Here is a 25,545-nt window from a genome sequence, read left to right as displayed (position 1 = left end):
TTAAACAGCCAAATATATTTTCTTATTTAACTAATAATCTTTCTATTCTTTTAACTACATAATCCAGATCAAATGGTTTACTGATATAAGCATCAGCACCAGCAGTAACACTTTTTTCTTTACTATCTGGATTAGCAGACATCACAATAACCGGGATGTGTTTAGTGAAAATGTCCGTTTTCAAATCTTCACAGATTTCAATTCCATTTCCATCAGGTAACATCACATCAATAATAAACAAATCTGGCAGGGCGTCATTTAGCTTGCCTTTTAGTTCAGCAAAAGTAGATGACAGTTGTAAATCATAACCTTCATCTTTTAATAAAAACTCTATAATATATCTGATATCCTGATCGTCTTCGAGAACGTGTATTCTTTTCTTCATAATTGTTCTAATGGTGATTGTCTAAGTTTTTAGCAATATGCAAACATTGTTCCGATTTGTATGGTTCTATCACATTTTATCCTAATTATCTTTTCTTAAGACTTCTAAAGGTGGATGCTTCAGGACTCCTCTGCTACTCAGCATTCCTGTAATTACTACAATCATGGTCACCGAACTGAGCAAAATCAGCACATCAAAAAACTTTGGGGTAAAACTGGTTCCGAAAAGATATACCGCCAGTGCCCAGCTTGCTCCCATTGCTATGATCACTCCTGCAAGCGCAGCAAGTAAACCTAAAAACAGATATTCAACAGCAGTAATCGAAAGGATTTGTCTGCCTTTTGCCCCAAGCGTCCTCAACAATACAATTTCCCGAAGTCTTTGATTTTTACTACTGCGAACAGCAGAAATCAAAACAATCCAGCCTGTAATAATACTAAAAGAAGCCATAAAACGAATTACAAAGCTGATTTTACCTAACAGTGTATCCAATACTTGTAAAACCAGCCCCAAATCAATTACTGAAATATTTGGAAAATTCCGGACTATAGCTGCCTGAAATTGTGCAGAAACTTTAGCATCAGGTGTTTTAGTCATCAGCACATGAAATTGCGGTGCATCTTCCAAAATACCAGCCGGAAATATGACACGAAAATTAGTTTGTACCCTACCCCCTTCTACACTTCTTAAACTTCCGATCACAGTAGAAATCATCATTCCCTGTACATTAAAAAGCATTTTATCTCCTATTTTAACACCTATACGTTCTGCATAACGTTCATCTAAAGAAATATAGACCTGATCACCAGGAGATTTCACCTGACCAACCCAGGCTCCGCCTGTAATTTTTTCTGCACTGGTTAATTTAGTTTGATAACTGGCCCTGATCTCATTTTTAAAAGCAGAAGCAGATGTTTCCCGTTTTTTGCTTTCTGCGGGACGCTTATTTTTCAAACTATCGGCCAATGCCAGCTGTGAAGCAGTTTTACCGTTAATTTCTTCCAAACGCATGGTCACTACAGGAACCTGGTTCATTAAGGGTAAATGATATTGTCTGGCGAGCGTATTCACTGCCTTTACCTGATCGCTCTGAATATCAAAAAGTGCCATATTCGGCTGAACTTTTCCCGACGATAAAGTAACCTTATTAATCAGGATTCCCTGGACAAAATACAGTGTAGCATTAATGTGGTGGATAAGCCAATTGCAACAATTAGCATGAGCGTCAGATTACCAGGCCGGTATAAATTAGAAAACCCCTGGCGCCAGGTATAGGCTATTCCAGAAGGAAGTACTTTCTTTAGCAGCGTTAATAGTAAAACAGATAACCCATAAAATATCAATATAATGATCACAAGGCTTACCGAAAAGACGATTGCCTGTAACCAGCTGTTCATCTGTAAATAGGTGAAACCTAATACAAATAAAAAGATAATCAGATAAACTGTCATTCTTAGCGGATCAGCTTTTCCTTTTGATTGTTCAAATGATAGTCTTATCGCATTTAGCGGAGATACCCTGCGCACAGAAAGTAAAGAAGGTAAAGCGAAAAGTATGGCAATGACTACACCCGTAATAACCCCTTGCAGAATTGCCATCCATGAAATCTGCATCGTAAAATCTACTGGCAGAAAATCTTTCATTACATAGGGCAATAAAAATTGCAGCCCTGTACCCAATTGCAGCTCCTGCAATTGCACCGGCAAACCCGATAAAAGTGAGCTGGATCAGATAGATAAAGAATGCTTCCCAGGCACTTATGCCAAGACAGCGCAAAGTAGCAATCGCAGCTAATTTTTCATTGACATAAACATGAATAGCACTTCCTACCCCGATACAGCCTAGTAACAGGGCAGTAAAACCGGCAAGAGAAAGAAACTGGTTAAGATCTTGAAATGCACGGCCTGTATTTTGTTTTTTAGAGGCAACTGTTTCCTGACCAAGACCTTCTTTATCCAAAACAGGCTGAATCTTTTTTAGTAAAACCGGAATGTCAGCTTGCTTGTTAAATTTATAATAATAAGAATAATGGATCCGGCTGCCGAACCGGGCCAGCCCGGTTTGTGGGAGATATTTAAAAGGAATATAAACGACAGGCGAAATAGAAGCCATAACCCCGATTTGTCCGGGAGCCTGATCTAAATACCCTGCAATAGCAAAATTAACTTTACCCACCTGGATAGAATCTCCAGGTCTGGCATTAAATTGCAGCATGACTGTTTTATCAACCAATGCATTTCTGCCCTGATCCCAGATTTTAGCTGCTCTTTTCGGGGTCGTTTCAATGTCTCCGTAAAAAGGATATTTTCCCTCCAGCGCTTTGATCTGAACTAAACGGCTACCCTGCCCTTTGATAAAATAGAGCATAGAAGGAAAACTCTGTTCCTTTGCCTGCTGATCACCTAAAGTGTCTAGCATAGCCATTACTGGTACACTGATAGCCTTACGACTATCAATTATCAAATCTGCCCCTGTCAGGGCTTTGGCTTGTTCATCAATATCACGTTGTAAGTTGTCACCAAATGAATACACAGCTACAAGGGCAGCAATACCTAAGATGATGGACGAGGTAAAAAGGAATAGTCTTGAGCGGTTTTTACGGCTGTCACGCCAGGCCATTTTAAATAACCATGAAACGGGAACATTTTTCAGGAAAGCAGCTTGTTGATCAGGCATAAGTCTTTGTTCATCAGCTATAATTACTCCGCCTTTCAACCTGATAGTTCTGTCAGTACGGGATGCCAGTTCCAAATCGTGCGTTACAATAATCAGTGTAGTGCCTGCCTCTTTATTTAAATCAAAAAGAAGCCGAATCACTTTTTCGCTGGTTTCGCCATCAAGGTTTCCTGTTGGTTCATCGGCAAATAAAATAGCAGGAGTATTGGAAAATGCCCTTGCTAAAGAAATTCGTTGCTGTTCACCTCCGGAAAGTTGTACAGGGTAATGATTTGCCCGATCCGTTAAGCCGACTTTATCTAATAATTGCATAGCCCTTGGACGGATATTCTTTTCGCCTCTCAGTTCAAGCGGAACCATAATGTTTTCTATCGCAGTAAGTGTCGGCAGCAATTGAAAATTCTGAAAAATAAAACCTACATAACGGTTACGTACAGCTGCACGATCATCTTCTGAGAGCTGATCCAATACGACGTGGTTTAACTCTACACTACCCGAGGTTGCCCGGTCTAAACCTGCACATAATCCTAATAAGGTAGTTTTTCCACTACCCGAAGGACCAGTAATAGCTACAGTAGATCCTCTTTGTATAGAGAAATTGATATGATCAAGTATAGTAAGTGAAGAATCTGCGCTTTTATATTGTTTACTAACGTCTTTTAAGTTTAATATGGTTTCCAAAGAAATAAGGTTAAATGATGATATTTACTGATATTTGACGTAAGAATAGATATTATGTTACTGTATAAATATATCAAAAACCAATCCCTTTGTAAGATGAAGAGCAATAAGTTACGTTACGATTACATCATTTTAATAATTTGCGTTTGTATACTAACCAGTTGTGGGAATATGGATAGTAAGACGGACAAAACTGCGGTAACACCTAAAGATTCTGTACAAACAGTACCCTCAGGAAAACAAGGATCGGTTAAACATATTTTATTCTTCGGAACGAGCCTGACAGCCGGACTGGGTGTAAATCCGGAACAAGCTTTCCCAGCAGCATTGATACAACAAAAAATTGATTCCTTACACTTGCCTTATAAGGTTGTTAATGCAGGTTTAAGTGGTGAAACTTCGGCAGCTGGAAAAAGTCGTATTAGTTGGATATTGAAGCAGCCAGTAGATATTTTTGTTTTAGAGTTAGGCTCTAATGATGGTTTGAGAGGTATTCCTGTGAAAGAAACAACAGCTAATTTGCAAGCGGTAATTGATCAGGTAAAAAAGAAATATCCAAGAGCTAAACTCTTGCTCGCAGGAATGCAAATGCCTCCTAGCATGGGAGAAAAATATACAACCTCTTTTGCTGCTATATTTCCTGCACTGGCAAAGAAAAACAATATGGATTTTCTTCCTTTCCTATTAAAAGATGTGGGTGGGATTGCCAGTTTAAATCAGAAAGACGGAATACATCCAACACCTGCAGGCCACAAGATAGTAGCAGAAAATGTATGGTTAAAAATTACAGCCTGAGCTGTAATCATATAGATGGAAACAATTTAAATTCAAATTTAAATCATATGGATCCGAACCTCATCATTAGCCGGCTGGTAGAATTTTATAATACTGATCAGTTTTCCAAAATATACACCTTATTCTCTCCTGAATTTCAGGAGGTTTTTACGGAAGAATCAGTTATACACTTCTATAAGAATGAGATAAAAAGAGTTCTGGGGAAGGTGGTATATTGGAAACAGATTGCTAACGATAACAATACTTCAGAATATCTCATAGATTTCAGAGATGGGGAATTATCATTAAAGATAATGATAACAACAGATAATCTTATTGCATATCACGAATGGGAACCGGTTTCTAAAAATGAGGAAATTTTGAATCCCAGGGATCCGCTTACAATCCAATCAAATAATCCCAGGCAAACTAAATTGCACCTCTTTATTGATAAAATGGTCATCAAATACCTTATAGATCCGGATAACAGGGGTTTGAGTATCGGAATAGTCAATGGTACTGATACTGAAACATTCTTTTACGGGGAAACAAAGGTGGAAATAATACCCTGCCGGATAGCCATTCACTTTATGAGATAGGATCAATTTCTAAAACCTTTACCGCAATTATACTCTCGCATGCAATTCATCAGGGTAAAATCAAACTGAAAGATGATATTAGAAAATATTTGCCCGGTAACTATCCTAATTTACAATATGAGGGGACTCCAATAAAAATAGTAGACCTCAGCAATCATACTTCCGGGTTACCAGGCCTTCCGGCCGATTTAGAAGATGATTATGATGAAGCTAATCCGTATCAGAATTATTCAAAAGAAATGATATATGATTATCTGAGAAATTTCATCCCTGATGAACTTCCCGGCTTAAGATCTGAATATTCAAATCTTGGATTTGCTATCCTGGGGATCATCCTGGAAAATATTTATCAGGTTCCACTCCAGAATCTTCTTCAGGAGGTTATTACTGCACCGCTCGGAATGACAGATACGAGCTTTGATGTCCCCAAAAAAAACAAGACATTTCTTACGACGGCTATAGTGATGAAGAGGGTAAAGATGTTGCCTATTGGGATATGGGAGCATTTAAAGCTGCCGGTGGTTTAAAATCAAATATAAACGACATGATAACTTATCTCCATTCAAATATGGAGGATGATAATCAGGATATTTCATTATCTCATCAGGAAACTGATCTTCAACCTGGATTTGGCAGGGGACTTGCCTGGATCGTGCAATTTTTAAACGAGGACGTTATTATCTGGCATAACGGAGGAACGGCAGGTTTCAGAAGCTTTTGTGGCTTTTCTAAAGAAAAACAGATTGGCGTCGTTGTATTGAGTAACTCCAGCAAAGATGTTGACAGCCTTGCACTTGAAATCCTTTTACACCTTATTCAGAACAAATAATCATTTTTTCTTTAATATTTTAGAATACTCTCGGACAGATGGATGATTTCGGTGCTTTTCCAAAGGCAATACCTACAGTAATTTCATGTGTTCCTGATTGATATCCGTTGAGTTTGGAGATTGCAGCATAATCGTAAGAATAACCTATTCTGAAACGTTCATTCACATAAAACTGGGCAATACCAATCAGTGCAGCCTGGCTGGCCACATCGGTATTCTGATATTCTTTTTTTTTAATGCTTTAATACTTGTACGATATCCTCCGCCAAGCCAAATTTTATCGTTGAATATGGCCATAATATTAAAATCGGCATTTGTTGGTCCTTTGAAATCTTCCCGGATCATCATACTTGGCCTGATTCTGAGGTCTGTAGAAACATTAACCAGTGCTCCCGCTACAAAATACATGTGCCTGGTACGCGTAATGTTATCGGCAATTCCAGCACTTCTTCTGTAATCATCTACAGATTTGGTATTATTTAAGAGATTAAGTGCAGAAATACCTACATACCAGTACGGGGTACTATAGAAAATCCCTGCCCTGAAATCTGGTGTAATTTTACTGGAACCTCCTGTTGGAATTGTACCATCTCCTCCATCTACTGAGGTCAGTACGCTTCCATTTAAACCATATTGCGCCGCCCCTACTCCTAGCCCAAAACTTAAACGACGGGTATCGGCTCCATCCAGCTGGATGCGGAATGCGTAATTTAAAGTGATTGAGTTTGAGGATTGCGGACCTAGTTTATCAGAAGTAATCTGCACACCCACACCATGTTTAGTTGTCTGCGGGTCAAGAATTCCATCAATGGAGATCTGTCCGGTCTTAGGTGCACCTTCTATTCCTACCCATTGATTACGCAGAGCCATCTGGGCAAACCATTCTTCTTTATATCCAGCGTATGCAGGATTGACGCTTAAGGTATTGAATATATATTGAGAAAATTGAATATTTTGCTGCGCAATGGCCTGACCGGTAAATAAGCCGGTTGAGCAGATAAGCAGAAATATTTTATACAATTTTTTCATTATTAGTTTATCTTTTTATAAGTATCCAGCCGTTTTTATTCACCTTACTACCGGCTTTTTTGAGTGTGATAATATAATAGTAAGTTCCGTCTGTTAATCCTGATCCATCCCATTCGTCCAGATAGTTGCCATTTTTATATACTTCATTACCCCAGCGGTTGAAAACCAATAGTTCAATACCGTCGAAACTTTCTCTTCCAATGATTTTGAATGTATCATTTTTACCATCTCCATTTGGGGTGATAGTATTTGGGATGAATAGTTCAATTGGGATTACTTTAATGTTTACCTCGGCTCTGTTACTTCTATTTGGGGTACCAGCCTTAGAGTCATAGATATAGTAGGTAAAATCATCTTGTCCTGAATAACCCTTATCTGGTGTATAAGTAACGGTTCCATCGCTATGTACAACGATCTGTCCATTTGATGGAGGGCTGCTGATTTCTATGCTGGCTTTGTTCAGACCGTTGAGTGAAGCCAAATCATTGCCTGCAACATTGATCGTAACAACCTGATTAATCTGAACTTCTGCTCTGTCATTTATCGCCTGTGGCGCATCTACAATGATATGAACTGTTGGATCATCATTATTTGCCTGTGTGCCTGAAATGTCAGAGACCGGGTCACCAGAAGGAGTTTTTGCACTAACGGTAGCGGTATTGATAACTCTTCCGTCTCGCTTTTCTTCGTCCGAAACTCTGTATGTAGCTGTAATATTAATGGTAGCTCCTGCCGCAATTTCATTAGTTCCCAATTCTATTTTTCCACCAATTCTGGTATCCATCAAATTCAGGTTATACAGTTTTACTCTTCCGGTATTCGTTATTTTGAAAGTATAGACAATCGTAGAAAAATCAACGCTCATTACACCGGTTTTAACCAATACAATAGAGCCTTTAGTAACAATATCTACAGTTGCAACAGCTGCTAATGGTGTTGGTGCTTCGGCTGTATTAACAGTTACAGTATTGACAATTTTACCGGATCTTGCATTAGGCTTTCCATTGTCGTCTATGTCTGTCTGGGTAACACGGTAAGTTCCTGTATATACCCATGATTCATTGGCTTCAAGAATTCCATTTCCATTATCTCCGTAGGCTGGACCTCTTAACCTGCCTCCCAAAAGCGGATCCGTCACCTGCAAATCGGTATGACTGGCATTACCTGTATTTTTCACAGTTATAATGTACTGTATCTGATCGCCAGGCACAGAAACCACACTTACATTTGCGGTTTTTGTGATTATCAGACTGCTGCAAACGGGTACGTTAACAGTAATCGTAAAGGTCTTTCCAGGACAGCCACCTGTTATTGAAGTTGGGGTTACAGTATAGATGACTTGCTGAATAGTATGAGTTGTGTTAACTAAAGTCGCGCTGATACTATTCCCAGAACCGCTACGCTGACCTTTAACATTGTTATTTAGGGCGACTGTCCATGTAAATGCAGAAGGAATTGAATTCCCTCCATTTGCAGTATTGTTGACATTGTCTTGCAGGTTGTACTGAATACTGTTATTTGTACAGGTCAGATTACTGATCAAATCATTAAAGCCAATCGGGCTTGGGTTAACAGTTATTGTTCCGTTAAGTTGTTCTGTTACACACAAACCAGTTGCGTTCACAGTATAAGTAAAGGTTCCAGACTGAGTTGGGCTTCCGTTAATATTGATCTGACCGTTATTATAGGTTCCTGTTACTCCTGCCGGCAAACCAGATACTGTAGCTCCAGTCGCATTTGCAGTTTGATAGGTGATGGTTTGCAGATTGCTGTTTATGCATAATGTTTGATTTACAGTTGAGGATGCAGATGTTAACTGTAAGGTTGTATTTGGGTTTACCTTAATGATGCCATTAAGGATGACAGACGAGCATCCTCCCGTAGTGGTTATAGTGTATGGGAAAGTTCCGGATAAGGTTGGGTTCCCGGTAATGGTAAATTCTTTGGTAGCTGAATTATAATTCCCTGTCAGCCCAGCTGGTAAAGATGATGTTATTGCACCTGTAGCATTGGTTATCTTGTAAACTATTGGGGCTATTGAGGTATTAATACATAAAACTGGTTGATCACTTCCTGTCGGAGAAGTCAGATCCATAACAGCATTTGGATATACGTCAATTTGTCCAGGAAGCTTTTTAGAATCACAATCACCTGTTGCGGTTACAGTATAAAGGAATGAACCTGATTGTGAAGAAGCTCCACTAATAGTTAGTATTCCGTTTGAATAGTTTTGGATTAAGCCTGGAGGAAGATTAGTTGCAATGGCTGTTCCATTGTTTACTGTGTATACAATGTTTGAAATTGATGTATTGATACAGGCAGATTGGTTGTTGGTACCAGAGGTTAATGAAAGGAATACATCTGGTTTTATTGTAATGGTAAATATTTCAGCTGCTCCTTCACAGCCTGATGGAGAAACTGGTATTACTGTAATTGTTACAATAACAGGAAAAGCAGTTCTATTTGTTGCAGTAAAAATTGGAATATCTCCTGTACCAGAAACCGGCAAATTTATTTCAGCATGATCATTTGTCCATTTATAGGTTGTGTTTACAGGCGTTCCTGTTATTCCGCCATTAAATATGATAGGAGTTGTAGTTTATTTGCTCCATTGCAGATTATCTGATCAGCAGGTTTACCTACATGAGCCGTAGGGTCAACTGTGATGGTAAAACTAACCGGCTTACCATTACATCCTGCCGAGGAAGTTGGTGTAACAGTAATCGTAGCCACAATTGGGTTGTTCGTATTGTTTAACGCTTTGAAAGATGGTAACTGACCGGTACCCGATACCGGAAGACCGATCTCAGTATGGTCATTGGTCCAACTGTAGGTACTGCCTGTACCGTTATCTGTAAATACTATCGCAGTCGTATTGACCTGGTTACAGTATCTTACATTTCCGGGCTGGTCTACTACTGCAGTTGGACTTACAGTAATTGTAAATGTCTTTGCAGTTCCTGCACAACCTTCAGATGAAAGCGGGGTAACTGTAATCGTAGCCACAACTGGGCTATTCGTAGTGTTTATAGCTTTGAAAGATGGTAACTGACCGGTACCCGATAAAGGAAGACCGATTTCAGCATGATCATTCGTCCAGCTGTACGTACTGCCCGTACCATTATCTGTAAACACAACCGGAGCTGTAGTAGCCTGGTTACAATATTTCACGTTGGTTGGCTGATCTACTATAGCTGTTGGGTTTACAATAATTGCGAATGTCTTTGCTGTACCTGCACAGCCATCAGATGAAACCGGAGTAACCGTAATCGTAGCTACAATTGGGCTGTTTGTCGTATTTAAAGCTTTGAAAGATGGTAACTGACCGGTCCCCGATAAAGGAAGTCCGATTTCAACATGGTCATTTGTCCAGTTGTAAGTACTGCCAGTACCATTATCTGTAAACACAGCCGGAGCCATAACGGCTTGATTACAGTATTTTACACTGGTTGGCTGATCGACTACCGCTGTTGGGTTTACGGTAATTGTAAATGTTTTTGCAGTTCCTGCACAGCCTTCAGATGAAACCGGTGTAACCGTGATCGTAGCTACAATTGGGCCGTTCGTAGTATTTATAGCTTTGAAAGACGGAACCTGACCAGTACCTGATAAAGGAAGGCCGATTTCAGCATGGTCATTTGTCCAGTTGTAAATGCTTCCGGTGCCATTATCTGTAAATACAACCGCAGCCGTGTTCACCTGGTTACAGTATCTTACATTTCCAGGCTGATCGACTATCGCTGTTGGGTTTATAGTAATTGCAAATGTTTTTGCTGTACCCGCGCAGCCTTCAGACGAAACCGGTGTAACCGTGATCGTAGCTACAATTGGGCCGTTCGTATTGTTTATAGCTTTAAAAGACGAAACCGCACCGGTACCCGATAAAGGAAGACCGATTTCATCATGGTCATTCGTCCAGCTATAAGTACTGCCAGTACCATTATCTGTAAATACAACCGGAGCGGTAATGGCCTGGTTACAGTATTTTACGCTGGTTGGCTGATCGACTATAGCCGTTGGGTTTACAGTAATTGTAAATGTTTTTGCAGTTCCCGCACAGCCTTCAGATGAAACCGGTTTAACCGTGATCATAGCTACAATTGGGCTGTTCGTATTGTTTATAGCTTTAAAAGACGGAACCGCACCGGTACCCAATAAAGGAAGTCCGATTTCATCATGGTCATTCGTCCAGCTATAAGTACTGCCAGTACCATTATCTGTAAATACAACCGGAGCGGTAATGGCCTGGTTACAGTATTTTACGCTGGTTGGCTGATCGACTATAGCCGTTGGGTTTACAGTAATTGTAAATGTTTTTGCAGTTCCCGAACAGCCTTCAGATGAAACCGGTTTAACCGTGATCATAGCTACAATTGGGCTATTCGTAGTGTTTAAAGCTTTGAAAGAGGGAACCTGACCGGTACCTGACAAAGGAAGACCTATTTCAGCATGGTCATTTGTCCAGCTGTAAGTACTGCCAGTACCGTTATCTGTAAACACAACCGGAGTCGTGTTGGCCTGGTTACAATATTTTGCGCTGGTTGGCTGATCGACTATAGCCGTTGGGTTTACAGTAATCGTAAATGTTTTTGCAGTTCCTGCACAGCCTTCAGATGAAACCGGTGTAACCGTGATCGTAGCTACAATTGGGCCGTTCGTAGTATTTATAGCTTTGAAAGACGGAACCTGACCGGTACCTGATAAAGGAAGGCCGATTTCAGCATGGTCATTTGTCCAGTTGTAAATGCTTCCGGTACCATTATCTGTAAATACAACCGCAGCCGTGTTCACCTGGTTACAGTATCTTACATTTCCAGGCTGATCGACTATCGCTGTTGGGTTTACAGTAATTGTAAATGTCTTTGCTGTACCTGCACAGCCTTCAGATGAAACCGGGGTAACTGTGATCATAGCCACAATTGGGCTATTCGTATTGTTTATAGCTTTGAAAGAGGGAACCTGACCGGTACCTGATACCGAAAGACCGATTTCAGTATGGTCATTTGTCCAGCTGTAAGTACTGCCAGTACCATTATCTGTAAACACTGCCGGAGCTGTAACGGCTTGATTACAGTATTTTACACTGGTTGGCTGATCGACTACCGCTGTTGGGTTTACGGTGATCGTAAATGTTTTTGCAGTTCCTGCACAACCTGATAATGAAACCGGAGTAACCGTGATCGTAGCTACAATTGGGCTATTCGTAGTGTTTAAAGCTTTGAAAGACGGAACCTGACCGGTACCTGATAAAGGAACACCTATTTCAGCATGGTCATTTGTCCAGCTGTACCTACTACCCGTACCGTTATCTGTAAACACAACCGGAGCCGTATTCACCTGATTACAGTATCTTACATTTCCAGGCTGGTCTACTACCGCTGTTGGGTTTACGGTAATCGTAAATGTCTTTGCTGTACCCGCACAGCCTTCAGATGAAACCGGTGTAACCGTGATCGTAGCTACAATTGGGCTGTTCGTATTGTTTATAGCTTTAAAAGACGGAACCGCACTGGTACCCGATAAAGGAAGGCCGATTTCATCATGGTCATTCGTCCAGCTGTACGTACTACCAGTACCATTATCTGTAAACACTGCCGGAGCTGCTGTACGGCTTGATTACAGTATTTTACGTTGGTTGGCTGATCGACTACCGCTGTTGGGTTTACAGTAATTTTAAATGTTTTTGCAGCGCCCGCACAACCTGATAATGAAACCGGGGTAACCGTGATCGTAGCCACAATTGGGCTGTTTGTATTGTTTAAAGCTTTGAAAGAGGGAACCTGACCGGTACCTGATAAAGAAAGACCGATTTCAGCATGATCATTTGTCCAGCTATAAGTACTGCCAGTACCATTATCTGTAAACACAATCGCAGTCGTATATGCCTGATTACAATATTTTACGCTGGCTGGCTGATCGACTACCGCTGTTGGGTTTACAGTAACTGTAAATGTTTTTGCAGTTCCCGCACAGCCTTCAGATGAAACCGGGGTAACCATGATGGTAGCCACAATTGGGCTGTTCGTATTGTTTATAGCTTTAAAAGACGGAACCTCACCGGTACCCGATAAAGGAAGGCCGATTTCATCATGGTCATTCGTCCAGTTGTAAGTACTTCCAGTACCATTATCTGTAAATACAATCGGAGTCGTGTTGGCCTGGTTACAGTATTTTACGCTGGTTAGCTGATCGACTACCGCTGTTGGGTTTACGGTAATTTTAAATGTTTTTGCAGCGCCTGCACAACCTGATAATGAAACTGGCGTAACTGTGATGGTAGCTACAATTGGGCTATTCGTAGTATTTAAAGCTTTGAAAGATGGTAACTGACCAGTACCTGATAAAGGAAGACCGATTTCAGTATGATCATTGGTCCAGCTGTATGTACTGCCAGTCCCGTTATCCGTAAACACAACCGAAGTCGTGTTCGCCTGGTTACAATATTTCACATTTCCAGGCTGATCGACTATAGCCGTTGGATTTACGGTAATTGTAAATGTTTTTGCTGTACCAGCACAGCCTTCAGATGAGGCCGGTATAACCGTGATCGTAGCTACAATTGGGCTATTTGTAGTGTTTATAGCTTTGAAAGACGGAACCTGACCGGTGGACCTGATAAAGGAAGACCGATTTCAGCATGATCATTTATCCAGCTATAAGTACTGCCAGTACCATTATCAGTAAACACAATCGCAGCCGTATTCGCCTGGTTACAGTATCTTGCATTTCCAGGCTGATCGACAACCGCCGTTGGATTTACAGTAATTGTAAATGTTTTTCCAGTTCCGGCACAGCCTTCAGATGAAATCGGCGTAACCGTGATCGTAGCCACAATTGACCTGTTTGTATTGTTTACAGCTTTGAATGATGGTAACTGACCGGCACCCGATAAAGGAAGACCAATTTCATCATGGTCATTTGTCCAGCTGTAAGTACTGCCAGTACCATTATCTGTAAACACAATCGCAGCCGTATTAACCTGGTTACAGTATTTTACGTTGGCTGGCTGATCTGCTACAGTTGTTGGATTTACGGTAATTGTAAATATTTTTGCAGGTCCGGCACAGCCCGCCGATGAAACCGGTATAACAGTAATTGTAGCTACACAATTGGGCTGTTCGTAGTATTTAAAGCTTTGAAAGACGGAACCTGACCAGTACCCGATAAAGGAAGACCAATTTCAGTATGATCATTGGTCCAGCTGTATGTACTGCCGGTACCGTTATCTGTAAACACAACCGGAATCGTGTTCACCTGGTTACAGTATTTCACACTGGCTGGCTGATTTACTATCGCTGTTGGGTTTACAGTAATTGTAAATGTTTTTGCAGTTCCTGCACAGCCTTCAGACGAAGTTGGTGTAACTATAATCGTAGCTACGATCGGACTATTCGTGGTGTTTATAGCTTTGAATGATGGTAATTGACCAGTACCCGATAAAGGAAGACCAATTTCAGCATGGTCATTTGTCCAGCTGTAAGTACTGCCGGTACCATTATCTGTAAATCCAACCGCCGCCGTATTTGCCTGGTTACAGTATCTTGCATTTCCGGGCTGATTGACAACCGCCGTTGGATTTACAGTAATTGTAAATGTCTTTGCTGTACCCGCACAGCCAGCCGATGAAACCGGAGTAACCGTAATCGTAGCTACAATTGGGCTGTTTGTATTGTTTATAGCTTTGAAAGACGGAACCTGACCAGTACCCGATAAAGGAAGACCAATTTCAGCATGGTCATTTGTCCAGCTGTAAGTACTGCCGGTACCATTATCTGTAAATCCAACCGCCGCCGTGTTCACCTGGTTACAATATTTTACATTTCCAGGCTGATCGACTATAGCTGTTGGGTTTACAGTAATTGTAAATGTTTTTGCAGTTCCCGCACAGCCTGCCAATGAAACTGGTGTAACTGTAATCGTAGCTACAATTGGGCTATTTGTATTGTTTAAGGCTTTGAAGGAGGGTAACAGACCGGTACCCGATAAAGGAAGTCCGATTTCAGCATGATCATTTGTCCAGCTGTAAGTACTGCCGGTACCATTATCAGTAAATACAACCACAGCTGTGTTCGTCTGGTTACAATATTTCACATTTCCAGGCTGATCTACTGCTGTTGGATTAACAGTAATTGTAAATGTCTTTGCAGTTCCGGCACACCCTTCAGATGAAACCGGAGTAACTGTAATCGTAGCTACAATTGGACTACTTGTATTGTTTAAAGCTTTAAAAGATGGAATCTGACCAGTACCCGATAAAGGAAGACCGATTTCATCATGATCATTTGTCCAGCTGTAAGTACTGCCGGTACCATTATCTGTAAACACAATCGCAGCCGTAGTAACCTGGTTACAATATTTTACGCTAACCGGCTGGTCCACGATAGTTGTTGGATTTACGGTAATTGCAAATGTTTTTGCTGTACCTATACACCCTGCCGATGAAACCGGTATAACAGTAATCGTAGCTACAATTGGGCTGTTCGTAGTGTTTATAGCCTTGAAAGAGGGAACCTGACCGGTACCTGATAAAGGAAGACCAATTCCAGCATGATCATTCGTCCAGCTATAAGTACTGCCAGCACTGTTATCCGTAAACACAACCGGAATCGGTGTTCACCTGGTTACAGTATTTCACACTGGCTGGCTGATCTATTACCGCTGTTGGATTTACGGTAATTGTAAATGTTTTTGCAGTTCCCGCACAGCCTTCCGATGAAATTGGTATAACAGTGATCGTAGCTACAATTGGGCTGTTTGTAGTGTTTATAGCTTTGAAAGATGGAACCTGACCAGTACCTGATAAAGGAAGTCCGATTTCAGCATGATCATTTGTCCAGCTGTAAGTACTGCCTGTACCGTTATCCGTAAACACGACCTGAGCCGTAGTAACCTGGTTACAATATTTTACGCTAGCCGGCTGGTCTACTATAGTTGTTGGGTTTACGGTAATTGTAAATGTTTTTGCAGTTCCTGCACAGCCAGCCGATGAAACCGGAGTAACCGTAATCGTAGCTACAATTGGGCTATTCGTATTGTTTAAAGCTTTGAAGGACGGAACCTGACCGGTACCCGATACCGGAAGACCTATTTCAGCATGGTCATTTGTCCAGTTGTAAGTACTGCCGGTACCATTATCTGTAAACACAATCGCAGCCGTGTTCGCCTGGTTACAATATTTTACATTTCCAGGCTGATCTATTACCGCTGTTGGATTTACAGTAATTGTAAATGTCTTTGCAGTACCTGCACAGCCTTCAGATGAAGTTGGTGTAACCGTGATTGTGGCCACAATTGGGCTGTTTGTAGTATTTAAAGCTTTAAAAGATGAAACCTGACCAGTACCTGATAAAGGCAGACCGATTTCAACATGGTCATTTGTCCAGCTGTAAGTACTGCCGGTACCATTATCTGTAAACACAACCGCAGCCGTGTTCGTCTGGTTACAATATCTTAAGTTTGTTGGCTGATCAACAACTGCCGTTGGATTTACGGTAATTGTAAACGTTTTTGTAGTACCGGCACAGCCTTCAGATGAAACCGGGGTAACCTTGATCGTAGCTACAATTGGCCTGCTTGTATTGTTTATAGCTTTGAAAGATGGAACCTGACCTGACCGGTACCCGATAAAGGAAGACCAATTTCATCATGATCATTTGTCCAGCTGTAATTGCTTCCGGTACCATTATCGGTAAACACAACCGGAGCAGTAGTGATCTGATTACAGTATTTTACGCTGGTTGGCTGATCTACTATAGCTGTTGGGTTTACGGTAATTGTAAATGTCTTTGCAGTACCTGCACAGCCTTCAGATGAAGTTGGTGTAACCGTGATTGTGGCCACAATTGGGCTGTTTGTAGTATTTAAAGCTTTAAAAGATGGAACCTGACCGGTACCTGACAAAGGAAGACCTATTTCAGCATGGTCATTTGTCCAGCTGTAAGTACTACCCGTACCATTATCCGTAAACACAACCGGAGTTGTGTTCGCCTGGTTACAATATTTTACATTTCCAGGCTGATCTACTATAGCTGTTGGGTTTACAGTAATTGTAAACGTTTTTGCAGTACCCGTACACCCCGCTAATGAAACCGGCGTAACAGTGATCGTAGCCACGATTGGCCCGTTTGTAGTATTTAAAGCTTTGAAAGACGGAACATCACCATCTCCTTTATTTGCTAAACCAATAGCAGGATTACTATTTATCCAGCTATAAGTAGTTTTATCCAAACTACCACTTAGTTGAATTGAAGCAACAGTCTCGTTATTACAATAAAAAAGTCCTGCCGGTACAGTTACATCAGGAATCGGATTTACATTCAACACTACTTCATTAGAAAAGACATTACAAGTAACAGTAGTTGTAGCGGTAACCCTAACTCTGTACTTATTCCCATTATTAGCACTCACAGATACATTAGTCAGGGTAAACGTCGGAGTTGTAGCTCCAGGAATATCAATCCAGCCAGTCCCATCAAAAGATTGCCATTGATAAGAAATACCAGAGCCGGTACTGCTTGCTGCCACAATAGAAGTAAATGTAGCTCCCTGACAGAGAGTAGCACCACTGGGTTGCTGGGTGATGATAGGTGAAATTGTATTTACGGTGATCGTACCTGTCTTTGAAACTTTACCATAAACATCCATGAAATTATAGCTGATTACCGAGCTACTTTTAAAACCTGCAACAGGAACAAACGTTACTTTACCACTAGCGGGATCAAAAGTAAAAGTTCCTTCGCCTGGTTTGGATATCTGCTGTTCAAACGCAAAAGTTGAGGGATCTAAATCAACTGAGGCCATATTCACAGTACCACCAACATTAGGCAAAATGTCATTGGACAAAATATCAAATGGAGTAGTAGAATAACCCTGACAAACTGAGACCATGTCATTAACTGCCTCAGGCTGGATTAATGTATTCTGATCAACCGTCATGGAGAGCCCTCTGATTTCATGAAAGTTATTACTTCCACCCGTTGAGGATGAAATTCCGTATTTCAGACCTTTAACAGGAATAGACGTAGTATAAGGAAATTTATCGATCACCTTAGTCATTACAGCACCATGCTGAACACTGACAGTAATGAATAAACCTCCCCCAGGTCTCGGCACCAAATTGATGAATACTTTACGATATTCGGGATTACTACCGCTGGCAGTCCTTAAACCACCCGCGATACCAAAATTATCTGGATTTGAAGTATCTAAAGGATCGAAAGTTTGAACTGTTGTAAGCCATGTATAATTTGTGAACACATTAGCATTCCCATTTCCTGCACCGCGAAGTGTGATACTATTACTTACTTGCGGCTTAGCTTTGCCATCGCCATTACCCTGTCTATGTTCAACATTATTTGCGAAATTCCCAAATTCGTCGAGACCAATTCCCAGATAACCTTTACTAACTCCATCAAAGTCATTAGTAGCATTTTTATATAATTGCGCATATCCTAGTGACCCACCAAATCCTCCAATATTAAAAGTCGCATCTGTGACCGCTGCGTCAAAAAGGAAAAAAAAACAAATCCCATCAGCCCCAGTACCTTTATAAGTAAAGTATTCAAATGAAATATCCAGACCATAAGTTCCGGAAAAAACACTATTTGAATAAACGTAAACCCTTTTGATCAGCTTTATTGTCGGTTAAACGCAGATAACCATTTCCTTCAGCATCATTTGTTGAACCGTTATCAAGGGATTTCCCAGCTGTTAATATTGCCGGAGGTACACCCCCAAACACTACACTAGGCGCAGTAGAATTCTTAAAACTCTCATTATATGGAAACTGCGCGAAGCTGAAAAATGGATTTAGTAAAAATAGAAGAAAAAAAACCACACTTACCATTGGCAAGAACCCTTTTTTTTCCGAAATCTCCCTCCTCCTCATAAGCCCTGTTAACGAGCATATCAGCGAAGTAAACTTTGTTAAGAGTTTAAAACGTAGAGATTTATTCATAGAAAGCGTTAGCGTAGATATATTAAGTATACTGCCTGTCCCTAATGCAAAAAACTATTTCAAGATTCACAACTTATATTGAATAAAATCTGATAGTTAAAAACCCCAAACATCTCGGAATCAATATTTCACATTAGTTAATATTACAATTTACACTCACACAAATAGGGGACAATTAATAGTATTATCCAAATTTTAACCCCTTAAAATTTCCATTTAATAATTTTTATGCCAAAAAAAAAAAATCAAAGCATATTTCATATAAAAAAAAAAACTCCAAATAGTTGTAATTATATTAAATCACTTTAATAAAACGTATTAATATACATTAGAGCTCTATAAAAATCACGCCATTAAATACAATTTTTAATTCAAAAAAAAAAAAAAATAAAGGTTAAATAATTATTAACAAGAATAAAGTGAGTAATAAATCCACATAATGGGAAATATAATACACACCACAACACATAGAATAAATCAGCTAAAAACAATAGGAAGATAGCCTCAAAAGGGAATAAATAGTAAAATAAAATATTTATTCTTATATAATTAGAATATTAATAACTAAAAAGAACACATGTATCATTAAAATATTAAATAAAAATCCAAACCCCCATACACTAAAGAAAATTAATATCAACAATCCACATATACACACAGTAAAATCCTTCAGTTATATGGCTCAGTTCAAAGAATTTTTCTACATATATATGGACATATTCAACACTTCGCTTTTGTAAATAAATTAATTTGTGTATATTTGCGTAAGAACGGAGTATAAACACAAACTCTCTTAATACTTACTTGCTAATCACCATTTGATTAGATTCAATTTCTCCTGGCTCCCCTACCGTTGTTGCCCGGGAATTTAAGTTTTATTCGGGCTAGATCGATCCAGTACTATATAGTTTATGGAACGCCTTAACAAGTAACAGCAGAGAAGAGTTATTTTTTAACTAAATACGGAAATTTATGGCTAAGTCTCAGGCGACCTTCATGAAGAAGCAACTAGAAAAAAACAGGCAGAAGAAAAAAAAGAAGATAAAGAGCAACGCAAAGAAGAACGCAAACAAAATTCAACAGGCGGCGATTTGGAAAGTATGATGGCATACGTAAACGAATACGGTGAAATTGTATCTACACCTCCAGAAAAAGCTCCTGAAAAGAAATAAATAAAAAAGCCTGATTTACAATAAATCAGGCTTTTTTATTTTAGTTGTCATATCCTAAATTTAGTTTAGGATATGACAATCAATTATATAATCGGGCTTCTGCCTAGTTTTTTGGCTGAACTCTACCAGATTTTCTATCTTGTCCACGACCGATCAGATATCCGGCTCCAGCACCAGCTACCCCACCAATAATAGCACCTCTACCTTTCTTTTTATCAATAAGCGCACCACCTAAACCACCAGCACCAGCACCAATAACAGTTCCTAATGCCGCACTACTCCAACCTTTCTTTTTCTTAGTTACTGTCGTAGTAGTCTGATGATCTACTGAATGACTACCTGGTGAAGCCATAGTAGCGGCAGGAGCATTTTCAGCAGCTTTAGCAGAAGCCAGCATCAATATCCTTTTTTCATCCTGTGCTTTAGCAGCCTGCAGTTTTTCAGCAGCGTCTACTTTTTTGAAACTATCTAATCTCATACTGTCTTTCACAGCCTTAATTGTAGCTATTTTAATTGCTTCTTCTTTTTTCGCATTAGAACATGCTGTAAAAGCAAGAGCAATACCCAATACTGCGAACATCTTTTTCATTTTGTGTGTGTTTTAGTTGATAGATATTAAAGTCTAATATACTATTGTCTAAAATGATGCCAAGATCAATATTTCTGTTACAATAAATTTAAATACCCAGCTATTTATCCATTAAAGGCGAATAACCCGGCAATTCCTTCGTATTATGATTATCATCCTCACCATCCGGATTATGAGAAATCCGATCATTGTCATTATTATAATTAGTTCGTCCTGAGTTCACAGATGAACCATCAGCATCCAATCCTAAATTATCTGTTTCCTCATATTCTCTCAAATTCTGAGGTCTGTTACCTGTTTTAATCGTATTCTCTCTATCTGTTTTAATACTGTTTACTTTTGACTTCATATTTATCAGGAATTGATCTTTTATAATTTCTAACAACAAAAATATGGTACACTGGTTTTTGCTCAAATCATGTAAAACTAATACAATAAGCAATTAAGATTTTGGATATTAGTATTCAATTGATTATTTTCACAGCGAAATTTATAACATTAATATGCGTACAACAGGAAAAGTTAAATGGTTTAATTCTGCAAAAGGGTTTGGTTTTATAACTCCAGAAGATGGAGGAAAAGATATTTTCGTACATTTTTCTGCGATTGCAGGAGATTCATTCAGAGAATTGAATGAAGGTGACAATGTAGAATTCGAATTGAATGATGGTAAAAAAGGCCCTGAGGCTTCTAATGTAACTGTTCTTTAGTAATTCGTTAAAATTTAAAAAAGGGGTGATGCTATGCATCATCCCTTTTTTAATATAAGCACATATCCCTCGCAAATAAAACCTATACTAATTAATAATGATTCCTTTAAATAACAAAATCAGCATTTTAGGTTGTGGATGGTACGGGCTGGAACTCGCTAAAGAATTAATAAAAAGTGGTTATAAAGTAAAAGGTTCAACCACCACACCCAAAAAGCTAAATAGTTTACAACAATCAGGAATCATCCCCTACCTTATAAATTTCAGTGAGGGAGAAGATCATTTTGATACTGATTTTTTCAATTGTGATCTGTTAATTATCAGTATTCCACCAAAAAAAGAAGCTCGGCTGAGCAACATACTTTCTTATCAAAGATCGAAAAAATATCAAAAGCAGCGATCAGCACGAATATTCCAAATATCATTTTTATCAGTGCTACTTCTGTATACGGTGATTCCAATAAGGAAGTTAATGAGCTTACAATACCAAATCCGGAGACAGAATCCGGAAAAGCAATTTTATCCGCCGAATTAGTACTAAAAAGCATTCCTGAGTTTACAACAACAATTCTCAGATTTGGTGGATTAATTGGTCCTAATAGAGATCCCGGAAGGTTTTTTGCCGGAAAATCAGCAATACCAAACGGAAAAGCTCCTGTAAATTTGATTCACCTATCAGATTGTATTGGTTTAACGTTGACGTTGAGTATCATTGAAAAACAGGCTTTTGGTTATACGTATAACGCCTGTGCCACAGATCATCCAACCCGATCAGTCTTTTACACAGCTGCATCTCTAAAATCAGGATTTGAGAAACCACAGTTTAATAATGAACTGCTCAGCTGGAAATCTGTACATAGTATATATATAGCTGAGAAACTGGGTTATGAGTTCAAGGTCACATTGAATTCGATAATATTACCTTTTCTAAGCGTTTAATTGATATATTGCAGATCTTTTTATTCTTTTCAAACTATAGGACAGTTTAAATTCAGATAATAAAGAATAAGAATTTGTCTGGCTTTAAAGTTAATTTGTTTACCTTTTATCAGGTAAATTTTAAACAGGCTCTAAGATTGCAGGAAAATATATACAGACATGAAATTAACGATTTGGGGAGCGGCGAAACAGGTAACAGGAAGTATGCATCTGCTTCAAACGCATGATTATAGTATACTAATTGATTGCGGACTTGATTATGAAAAAAAGAAACTTATCAGGAAGAAAATCAATATTTCCCATTTGACCCGGCCTCTATCGATGTCGTTATTTTGACCCATGCCCATATTGACCACTCTGGCAATTTGCCTACTCTTTTAAGAATGGGCTTTAATGGCCAGATCCTATGTACACCACCAACAGCCGATCTTACAGAATTGCTGTTAATGGACTCCGTCAATATATTTTTAAGTAAACAGAATAAAAGGGCAAGAGGTAAACGGGCATCATCCGGACCAAAACCACTTTATCTGCATAAACATGTGATGGATACAGTAGATCGTTTTGTGACGATCTCTTTCGACAAAGACTTCACCATAAAGGAAGGTATCACACTTCGCTTTATTCCTATAGGACATTTATTAGGTGCTGCAGCTGTAGTATTAAGCATCCAGGAAGACGGGCAAGAAAAGAGAATTGCTTTTACTGGTGATATTGGGCGCAAAAACTACCCGGTTCTTGTAGATCCGCAGCCAATTCCAGCAGTTGACTACCTGGTTTCTGAATCCACTTACGGAGGCAGACTTCATAGCAAAGACACTACGATTGAACAAAAACTGGTGGAAACTATTAACGAAACCTGTGTTAAATTTCCAGGACGCCTGATTATTCCCGCTTTTAGTATCGGCAGAACCCAGGCACTTGTGTATTCTTTAAATAAGATCTTCAGTGAAGGCTTGTTACCTCCGGTAAAAATATTCGTAGACAGTCCGCTGGCAAGTTTTGCGACAGACGTATATCGTAAACATCATCATTTACTTAATGAAGAATCACAGGATTTTTATAACCGTAAAGGTGATGAGTTTGAATTTGAAGAGCTTTCATACGTACAGGATAAGAGAGAAAGTATCTCAATTTCTAATTACCATGAACCTTGTATTATCATATCTTCGGCTGGTATGCTTGAGGGTGGCAGAATTCAGGATCATCTATACCATAATATACAAAACTACTATTGCACTATTCTATTTATCGGTTATTGCGCCAAAGGCACTTTAGGAAACCGGCTACTCAGAGGAGATCCTATCGTCCGTTTACGTCATCGTGACCTGATGGTTTTTGCCACAATTAAACAAACTGATTTACTAAGCGGCCATGGTGATCACGATGATCTTTTAAACACGGTGAAACAACAACGGCCTGAAAATTTGAAAAAAGTATTCCTGGTTCATGGTGAAAACAAAAGTCTGGAGAGTCTTTCAACAGCAATTACAGAGGCCGGATACTCCGTATCCATACCAGAAAAAGGCGAAGTTTTTGAACTGTAATTTTCAAAAAAGACCTTTTTTGTAGCAAATACTATACAGTTTATTGAATTTTGAAAAGGAATAGTCAGTTTCAAAACAAAGATTAAACACCGCCATAAAACACTCATTATCAGTTCATTTTACATTTTAATCCTCCAGAACACACCAATTGGCAGGATTATTACGTGTTAGCTAATCATTCAGTAGAGAACTGAAGATTTAATATCTAACTAACTATAAATAAAGATGAACTCAAGAATTACAAAATCAGTGTTGGTACTTTCCTTAGTAGGACTATCAACTTCGTTGTTCGCTCAGGATGTCAATCCTGATACAACAAAACGCTTTGACAAGAAGAACTTCCGTACCTGGTCAATAGGTTTAAACGGTGGTATGTTAACTCACTATACTCCTTTCAATAACAGATCTAATGGTGATTTCAGTACACCACAGGAGAGCTGGGGTTACGGAGGTTATATCAAGAAACAAATTCTTCCAGGATTTGGCATCCAGGCTGACTTCCTTGCTGGTAAAGTAAAGGGTTTAAGAGCTAATGTTGATGGTGTTAATCAACCAAGCACTAGTTTCGAAACTCGTATTGACTGGTCAGCAGCTGTTAGTGGTAACTTTACTATTGCTAACATGAGCTTAAACCACAAACGTTCTGTAATCTCACCTTATTTAACAGCTGGTGCTGGTTATATGTCTTCAAGTGCTAATACTAATGCAGTTGGAACAGTTACTACACCCGCTGGAAGCACAGGTTATGGTGAACACTGGTTCATTCCAGTTGGAGCAGGTTTAAAAGTTGGTTTATCAAAAGGTGTTAACCTTGATTTAGGTTACACAGTTAACTTTATGAAAACTAATAATTTTGACGGTGTACAAAGTGCAGCAAATGATAAATTCACTTATGCACACGCAGGTGTTGAGATCGCTCTTGGTAAAAGAGGAACTTCTCAATTACAAAACTTCAGTGCAATCGCAGCAGTTCGTGAAGAAAGTGCAGCTGAAAGTTCTGAGTTAAGAAGAGCATTATCTACTTCTGAGCAAAACAGACTGAGAGATCAGGAACAATATGCTAAAGACATGGGTGATGAAGATGGAGACGGCGTAGCTAACAAATTTGATAAATGTCCTGGAACTCAAGCAAATACAGTTGTTGACGGTGCTGGTTGTCCTTTAAAAACACCAAAACAAATCATCAAAGAAAAAGTAATTGTTACTGCTGAAGATCGTAAAGTTGTTGATGAAGCTATCAGAAACTTAGAGTTTGACTTAGGTAAATCAACTATCCGTTCTACTTCTTACAACACTTTAAATAGAGTTGCTGCTTTATTAGTAGAGAAAAACTTTAGCTTGAAATTAGCAGGTCACACAGATAACACTGGTTCAATGGCTATCAACTTACGTCTTTCTAAAGACAGAGCTGAAGCGATCAAAACTTACTTAGTTTCACAAGGTGCTAATGCATCTCGTATCGAAGCTACTGGTTATGGTCCAAACCAACCAATTGCATCTAACAAAACTGCTTCTGGTCGTCAGAAAAACAGAAGAGTTGAATTCTCTTTGTTTTAATCACAACAGAGCCTAATAAAAAAGAAAGCAGGTGTCTCCAAAGAGGCACCTGCTTTTTTTATACCTTTTATTGTAGTTTCAAAGTGATAGCATCAGTTTTTT

The 25,545-nt window shown here is 39.3% G+C and carries 23 protein-coding genes and 2 pseudogenes; 8 read left to right on the top strand and 17 right to left on the bottom strand.

Annotation, left to right across the window (positions count from 1 at the left end; genetic code table 11):
• Positions 1-22: 22 nt before the first annotated feature.
• The 4 genes from ACWYN3_RS01125 to ACWYN3_RS01110 form a co-directional block, all read right to left on the bottom strand.
• A complete protein-coding gene (locus tag ACWYN3_RS01125) occupies positions 23-385 on the bottom strand; it encodes a response regulator transcription factor (protein ID WP_456219490.1) in 363 nt (120 codons plus the stop codon).
• An 81-nt stretch (positions 386-466) separates the two neighbouring features.
• Complete coding sequence (locus ACWYN3_RS01120) at positions 467-1,495, bottom strand: ABC transporter permease (RefSeq protein WP_456219489.1); 1,029 nt, start codon at positions 1,493-1,495, stop codon at positions 467-469.
• Positions 1,496-1,536: 41 nt separating this feature from the next.
• Positions 1,537-1,911 carry a hypothetical protein gene (locus ACWYN3_RS01115; RefSeq protein WP_456219488.1) on the bottom strand — a complete coding sequence of 125 codons (375 nt, stop codon included), beginning with the start codon at positions 1,909-1,911 and terminating at the stop codon, positions 1,537-1,539.
• Positions 1,868-3,742 (bottom strand): ATP-binding cassette domain-containing protein, encoded by a 1,875-nt coding sequence (locus ACWYN3_RS01110; RefSeq protein ID WP_456219487.1) that lies wholly within the window; start codon positions 3,740-3,742, stop codon positions 1,868-1,870. Before ACWYN3_RS01110 ends, ACWYN3_RS01115 begins: the two co-directional genes overlap by 44 nt.
• Before the next feature lie 171 nt (positions 3,743-3,913).
• Between ACWYN3_RS01110 and ACWYN3_RS01105 the strand changes: the two genes are divergently transcribed.
• The 3 genes and pseudogenes from ACWYN3_RS01105 (at position 3,914) to ACWYN3_RS01095 (ending at position 5,944) form a co-directional block, all read left to right on the top strand.
• The gene (locus ACWYN3_RS01105; protein ID WP_456219486.1) at positions 3,914-4,537 is read left to right on the top strand and encodes an arylesterase; all 624 of its coding nucleotides are present in this window, start codon (positions 3,914-3,916) and stop codon (positions 4,535-4,537) included.
• A gap of 47 nt (positions 4,538-4,584) precedes the next feature.
• The gene (locus ACWYN3_RS01100; RefSeq protein WP_456219485.1) at positions 4,585-5,115 is read left to right on the top strand and encodes a hypothetical protein; all 531 of its coding nucleotides are present in this window, start codon (positions 4,585-4,587) and stop codon (positions 5,113-5,115) included.
• Positions 5,049-5,944 (top strand): annotated as a pseudogene (locus ACWYN3_RS01095) (serine hydrolase domain-containing protein). Before ACWYN3_RS01100 ends, ACWYN3_RS01095 begins: the two are co-directional and overlap by 67 nt.
• A gap of 19 nt (positions 5,945-5,963) precedes the next feature.
• On the opposite strand, the gene ACWYN3_RS01090 reads toward ACWYN3_RS01095, so the two are convergent.
• The 13 genes and pseudogenes from ACWYN3_RS01090 to ACWYN3_RS01030 all read right to left on the bottom strand — a co-directional run bounded on the left by ACWYN3_RS01090 (position 5,964) and on the right by ACWYN3_RS01030 (position 21,039).
• Positions 5,964-6,152, bottom strand: a complete 189-nt coding sequence (locus ACWYN3_RS01090; protein WP_456219484.1) for a type IX secretion system membrane protein PorP/SprF — start codon at positions 6,150-6,152, stop codon at positions 5,964-5,966.
• Positions 6,131-6,973 carry a PorP/SprF family type IX secretion system membrane protein gene (locus ACWYN3_RS01085; RefSeq protein WP_456219483.1) on the bottom strand — a complete coding sequence of 281 codons (843 nt, stop codon included), beginning with the start codon at positions 6,971-6,973 and terminating at the stop codon, positions 6,131-6,133. Before ACWYN3_RS01085 ends, ACWYN3_RS01090 begins: the two co-directional genes overlap by 22 nt.
• Before the next feature lie 7 nt (positions 6,974-6,980).
• Entirely contained in the window at positions 6,981-9,482 is a 2,502-nt protein-coding gene (locus ACWYN3_RS01080) for a DUF7507 domain-containing protein (protein WP_456219482.1), read from the bottom strand.
• A gap of 56 nt (positions 9,483-9,538) precedes the next feature.
• Positions 9,539-12,565, bottom strand: a complete 3,027-nt coding sequence (locus ACWYN3_RS01075; protein ID WP_456219481.1) for a PKD-like domain-containing protein — start codon at positions 12,563-12,565, stop codon at positions 9,539-9,541.
• Positions 12,457-13,422, bottom strand: a complete 966-nt coding sequence (locus ACWYN3_RS01070; protein WP_456219480.1) for a PKD-like domain-containing protein — start codon at positions 13,420-13,422, stop codon at positions 12,457-12,459. The genes ACWYN3_RS01075 and ACWYN3_RS01070 overlap by 109 nt, the downstream gene beginning before the upstream one ends.
• Before the next feature lie 128 nt (positions 13,423-13,550).
• The gene (locus tag ACWYN3_RS01065; protein ID WP_456219479.1) at positions 13,551-13,934 is read right to left on the bottom strand and encodes a PKD-like domain-containing protein; all 384 of its coding nucleotides are present in this window, start codon (positions 13,932-13,934) and stop codon (positions 13,551-13,553) included.
• A gap of 140 nt (positions 13,935-14,074) precedes the next feature.
• The gene (locus tag ACWYN3_RS01060; RefSeq protein WP_456219478.1) at positions 14,075-15,571 is read right to left on the bottom strand and encodes a PKD-like domain-containing protein; all 1,497 of its coding nucleotides are present in this window, start codon (positions 15,569-15,571) and stop codon (positions 14,075-14,077) included.
• Positions 15,558-16,391, bottom strand: coding sequence for a PKD-like domain-containing protein (locus ACWYN3_RS01055; protein WP_456219477.1), 834 nt, complete (start codon positions 16,389-16,391; stop codon positions 15,558-15,560). Before ACWYN3_RS01055 ends, ACWYN3_RS01060 begins: the two co-directional genes overlap by 14 nt.
• A gap of 72 nt (positions 16,392-16,463) precedes the next feature.
• Positions 16,464-16,559: pseudogene (locus ACWYN3_RS01050) on the bottom strand (hypothetical protein); the annotation flags it as partial.
• Complete coding sequence (locus ACWYN3_RS01045) at positions 16,556-18,229, bottom strand: PKD-like domain-containing protein (RefSeq protein ID WP_456219476.1); 1,674 nt, start codon at positions 18,227-18,229, stop codon at positions 16,556-16,558. The gene ACWYN3_RS01045 and the pseudogene ACWYN3_RS01050, both read right to left, overlap by 4 nt.
• 343 nt (positions 18,230-18,572) lie before the next feature.
• On the bottom strand, positions 18,573-18,818 hold the full coding sequence (locus ACWYN3_RS01040; RefSeq protein ID WP_456219475.1) for a hypothetical protein: 246 nt from the start codon (positions 18,816-18,818) through the stop codon (positions 18,573-18,575).
• Positions 18,819-20,204: 1,386 nt separating this feature from the next.
• On the bottom strand, positions 20,205-20,690 hold the full coding sequence (locus tag ACWYN3_RS01035) for a YMGG-like glycine zipper-containing protein (RefSeq protein WP_456219474.1): 486 nt from the start codon (positions 20,688-20,690) through the stop codon (positions 20,205-20,207).
• Positions 20,691-20,790: 100 nt separating this feature from the next.
• On the bottom strand, positions 20,791-21,039 hold the full coding sequence (locus ACWYN3_RS01030; RefSeq protein WP_456219473.1) for a hypothetical protein: 249 nt from the start codon (positions 21,037-21,039) through the stop codon (positions 20,791-20,793).
• Between the two features lie 154 nt (positions 21,040-21,193).
• Between ACWYN3_RS01030 and ACWYN3_RS01025 the strand changes: the two genes are divergently transcribed.
• The 5 genes from ACWYN3_RS01025 to ACWYN3_RS01005 all read left to right on the top strand — a co-directional run bounded on the left by ACWYN3_RS01025 (position 21,194) and on the right by ACWYN3_RS01005 (position 25,443).
• Positions 21,194-21,400, top strand: coding sequence for a cold-shock protein (locus tag ACWYN3_RS01025; protein WP_037438206.1), 207 nt, complete (start codon positions 21,194-21,196; stop codon positions 21,398-21,400).
• Positions 21,401-21,497: 97 nt separating this feature from the next.
• On the top strand, positions 21,498-21,935 hold the full coding sequence (locus ACWYN3_RS01020; RefSeq protein ID WP_456219472.1) for an NAD(P)-binding domain-containing protein: 438 nt from the start codon (positions 21,498-21,500) through the stop codon (positions 21,933-21,935).
• A 563-nt stretch (positions 21,936-22,498) separates the two neighbouring features.
• The gene (locus tag ACWYN3_RS01015) at positions 22,499-22,675 is read left to right on the top strand and encodes a hypothetical protein (RefSeq protein WP_456219471.1); all 177 of its coding nucleotides are present in this window, start codon (positions 22,499-22,501) and stop codon (positions 22,673-22,675) included.
• A complete protein-coding gene (locus tag ACWYN3_RS01010) occupies positions 22,672-23,886 on the top strand; it encodes an MBL fold metallo-hydrolase RNA specificity domain-containing protein (RefSeq protein WP_456219470.1) in 1,215 nt (404 codons plus the stop codon). The genes ACWYN3_RS01015 and ACWYN3_RS01010 overlap by 4 nt, the downstream gene beginning before the upstream one ends.
• A gap of 225 nt (positions 23,887-24,111) precedes the next feature.
• A complete protein-coding gene (locus ACWYN3_RS01005) occupies positions 24,112-25,443 on the top strand; it encodes an OmpA family protein (protein WP_456219469.1) in 1,332 nt (443 codons plus the stop codon).
• Positions 25,444-25,545 lie beyond the last annotated feature (102 nt).

Source organism: Pedobacter sp. NJ-S-72 (assembly GCF_053890575.1).
Note: the sequence above shows the minus strand (reverse complement) of the source record. Positions and strands in the feature narration are given on the sequence as shown.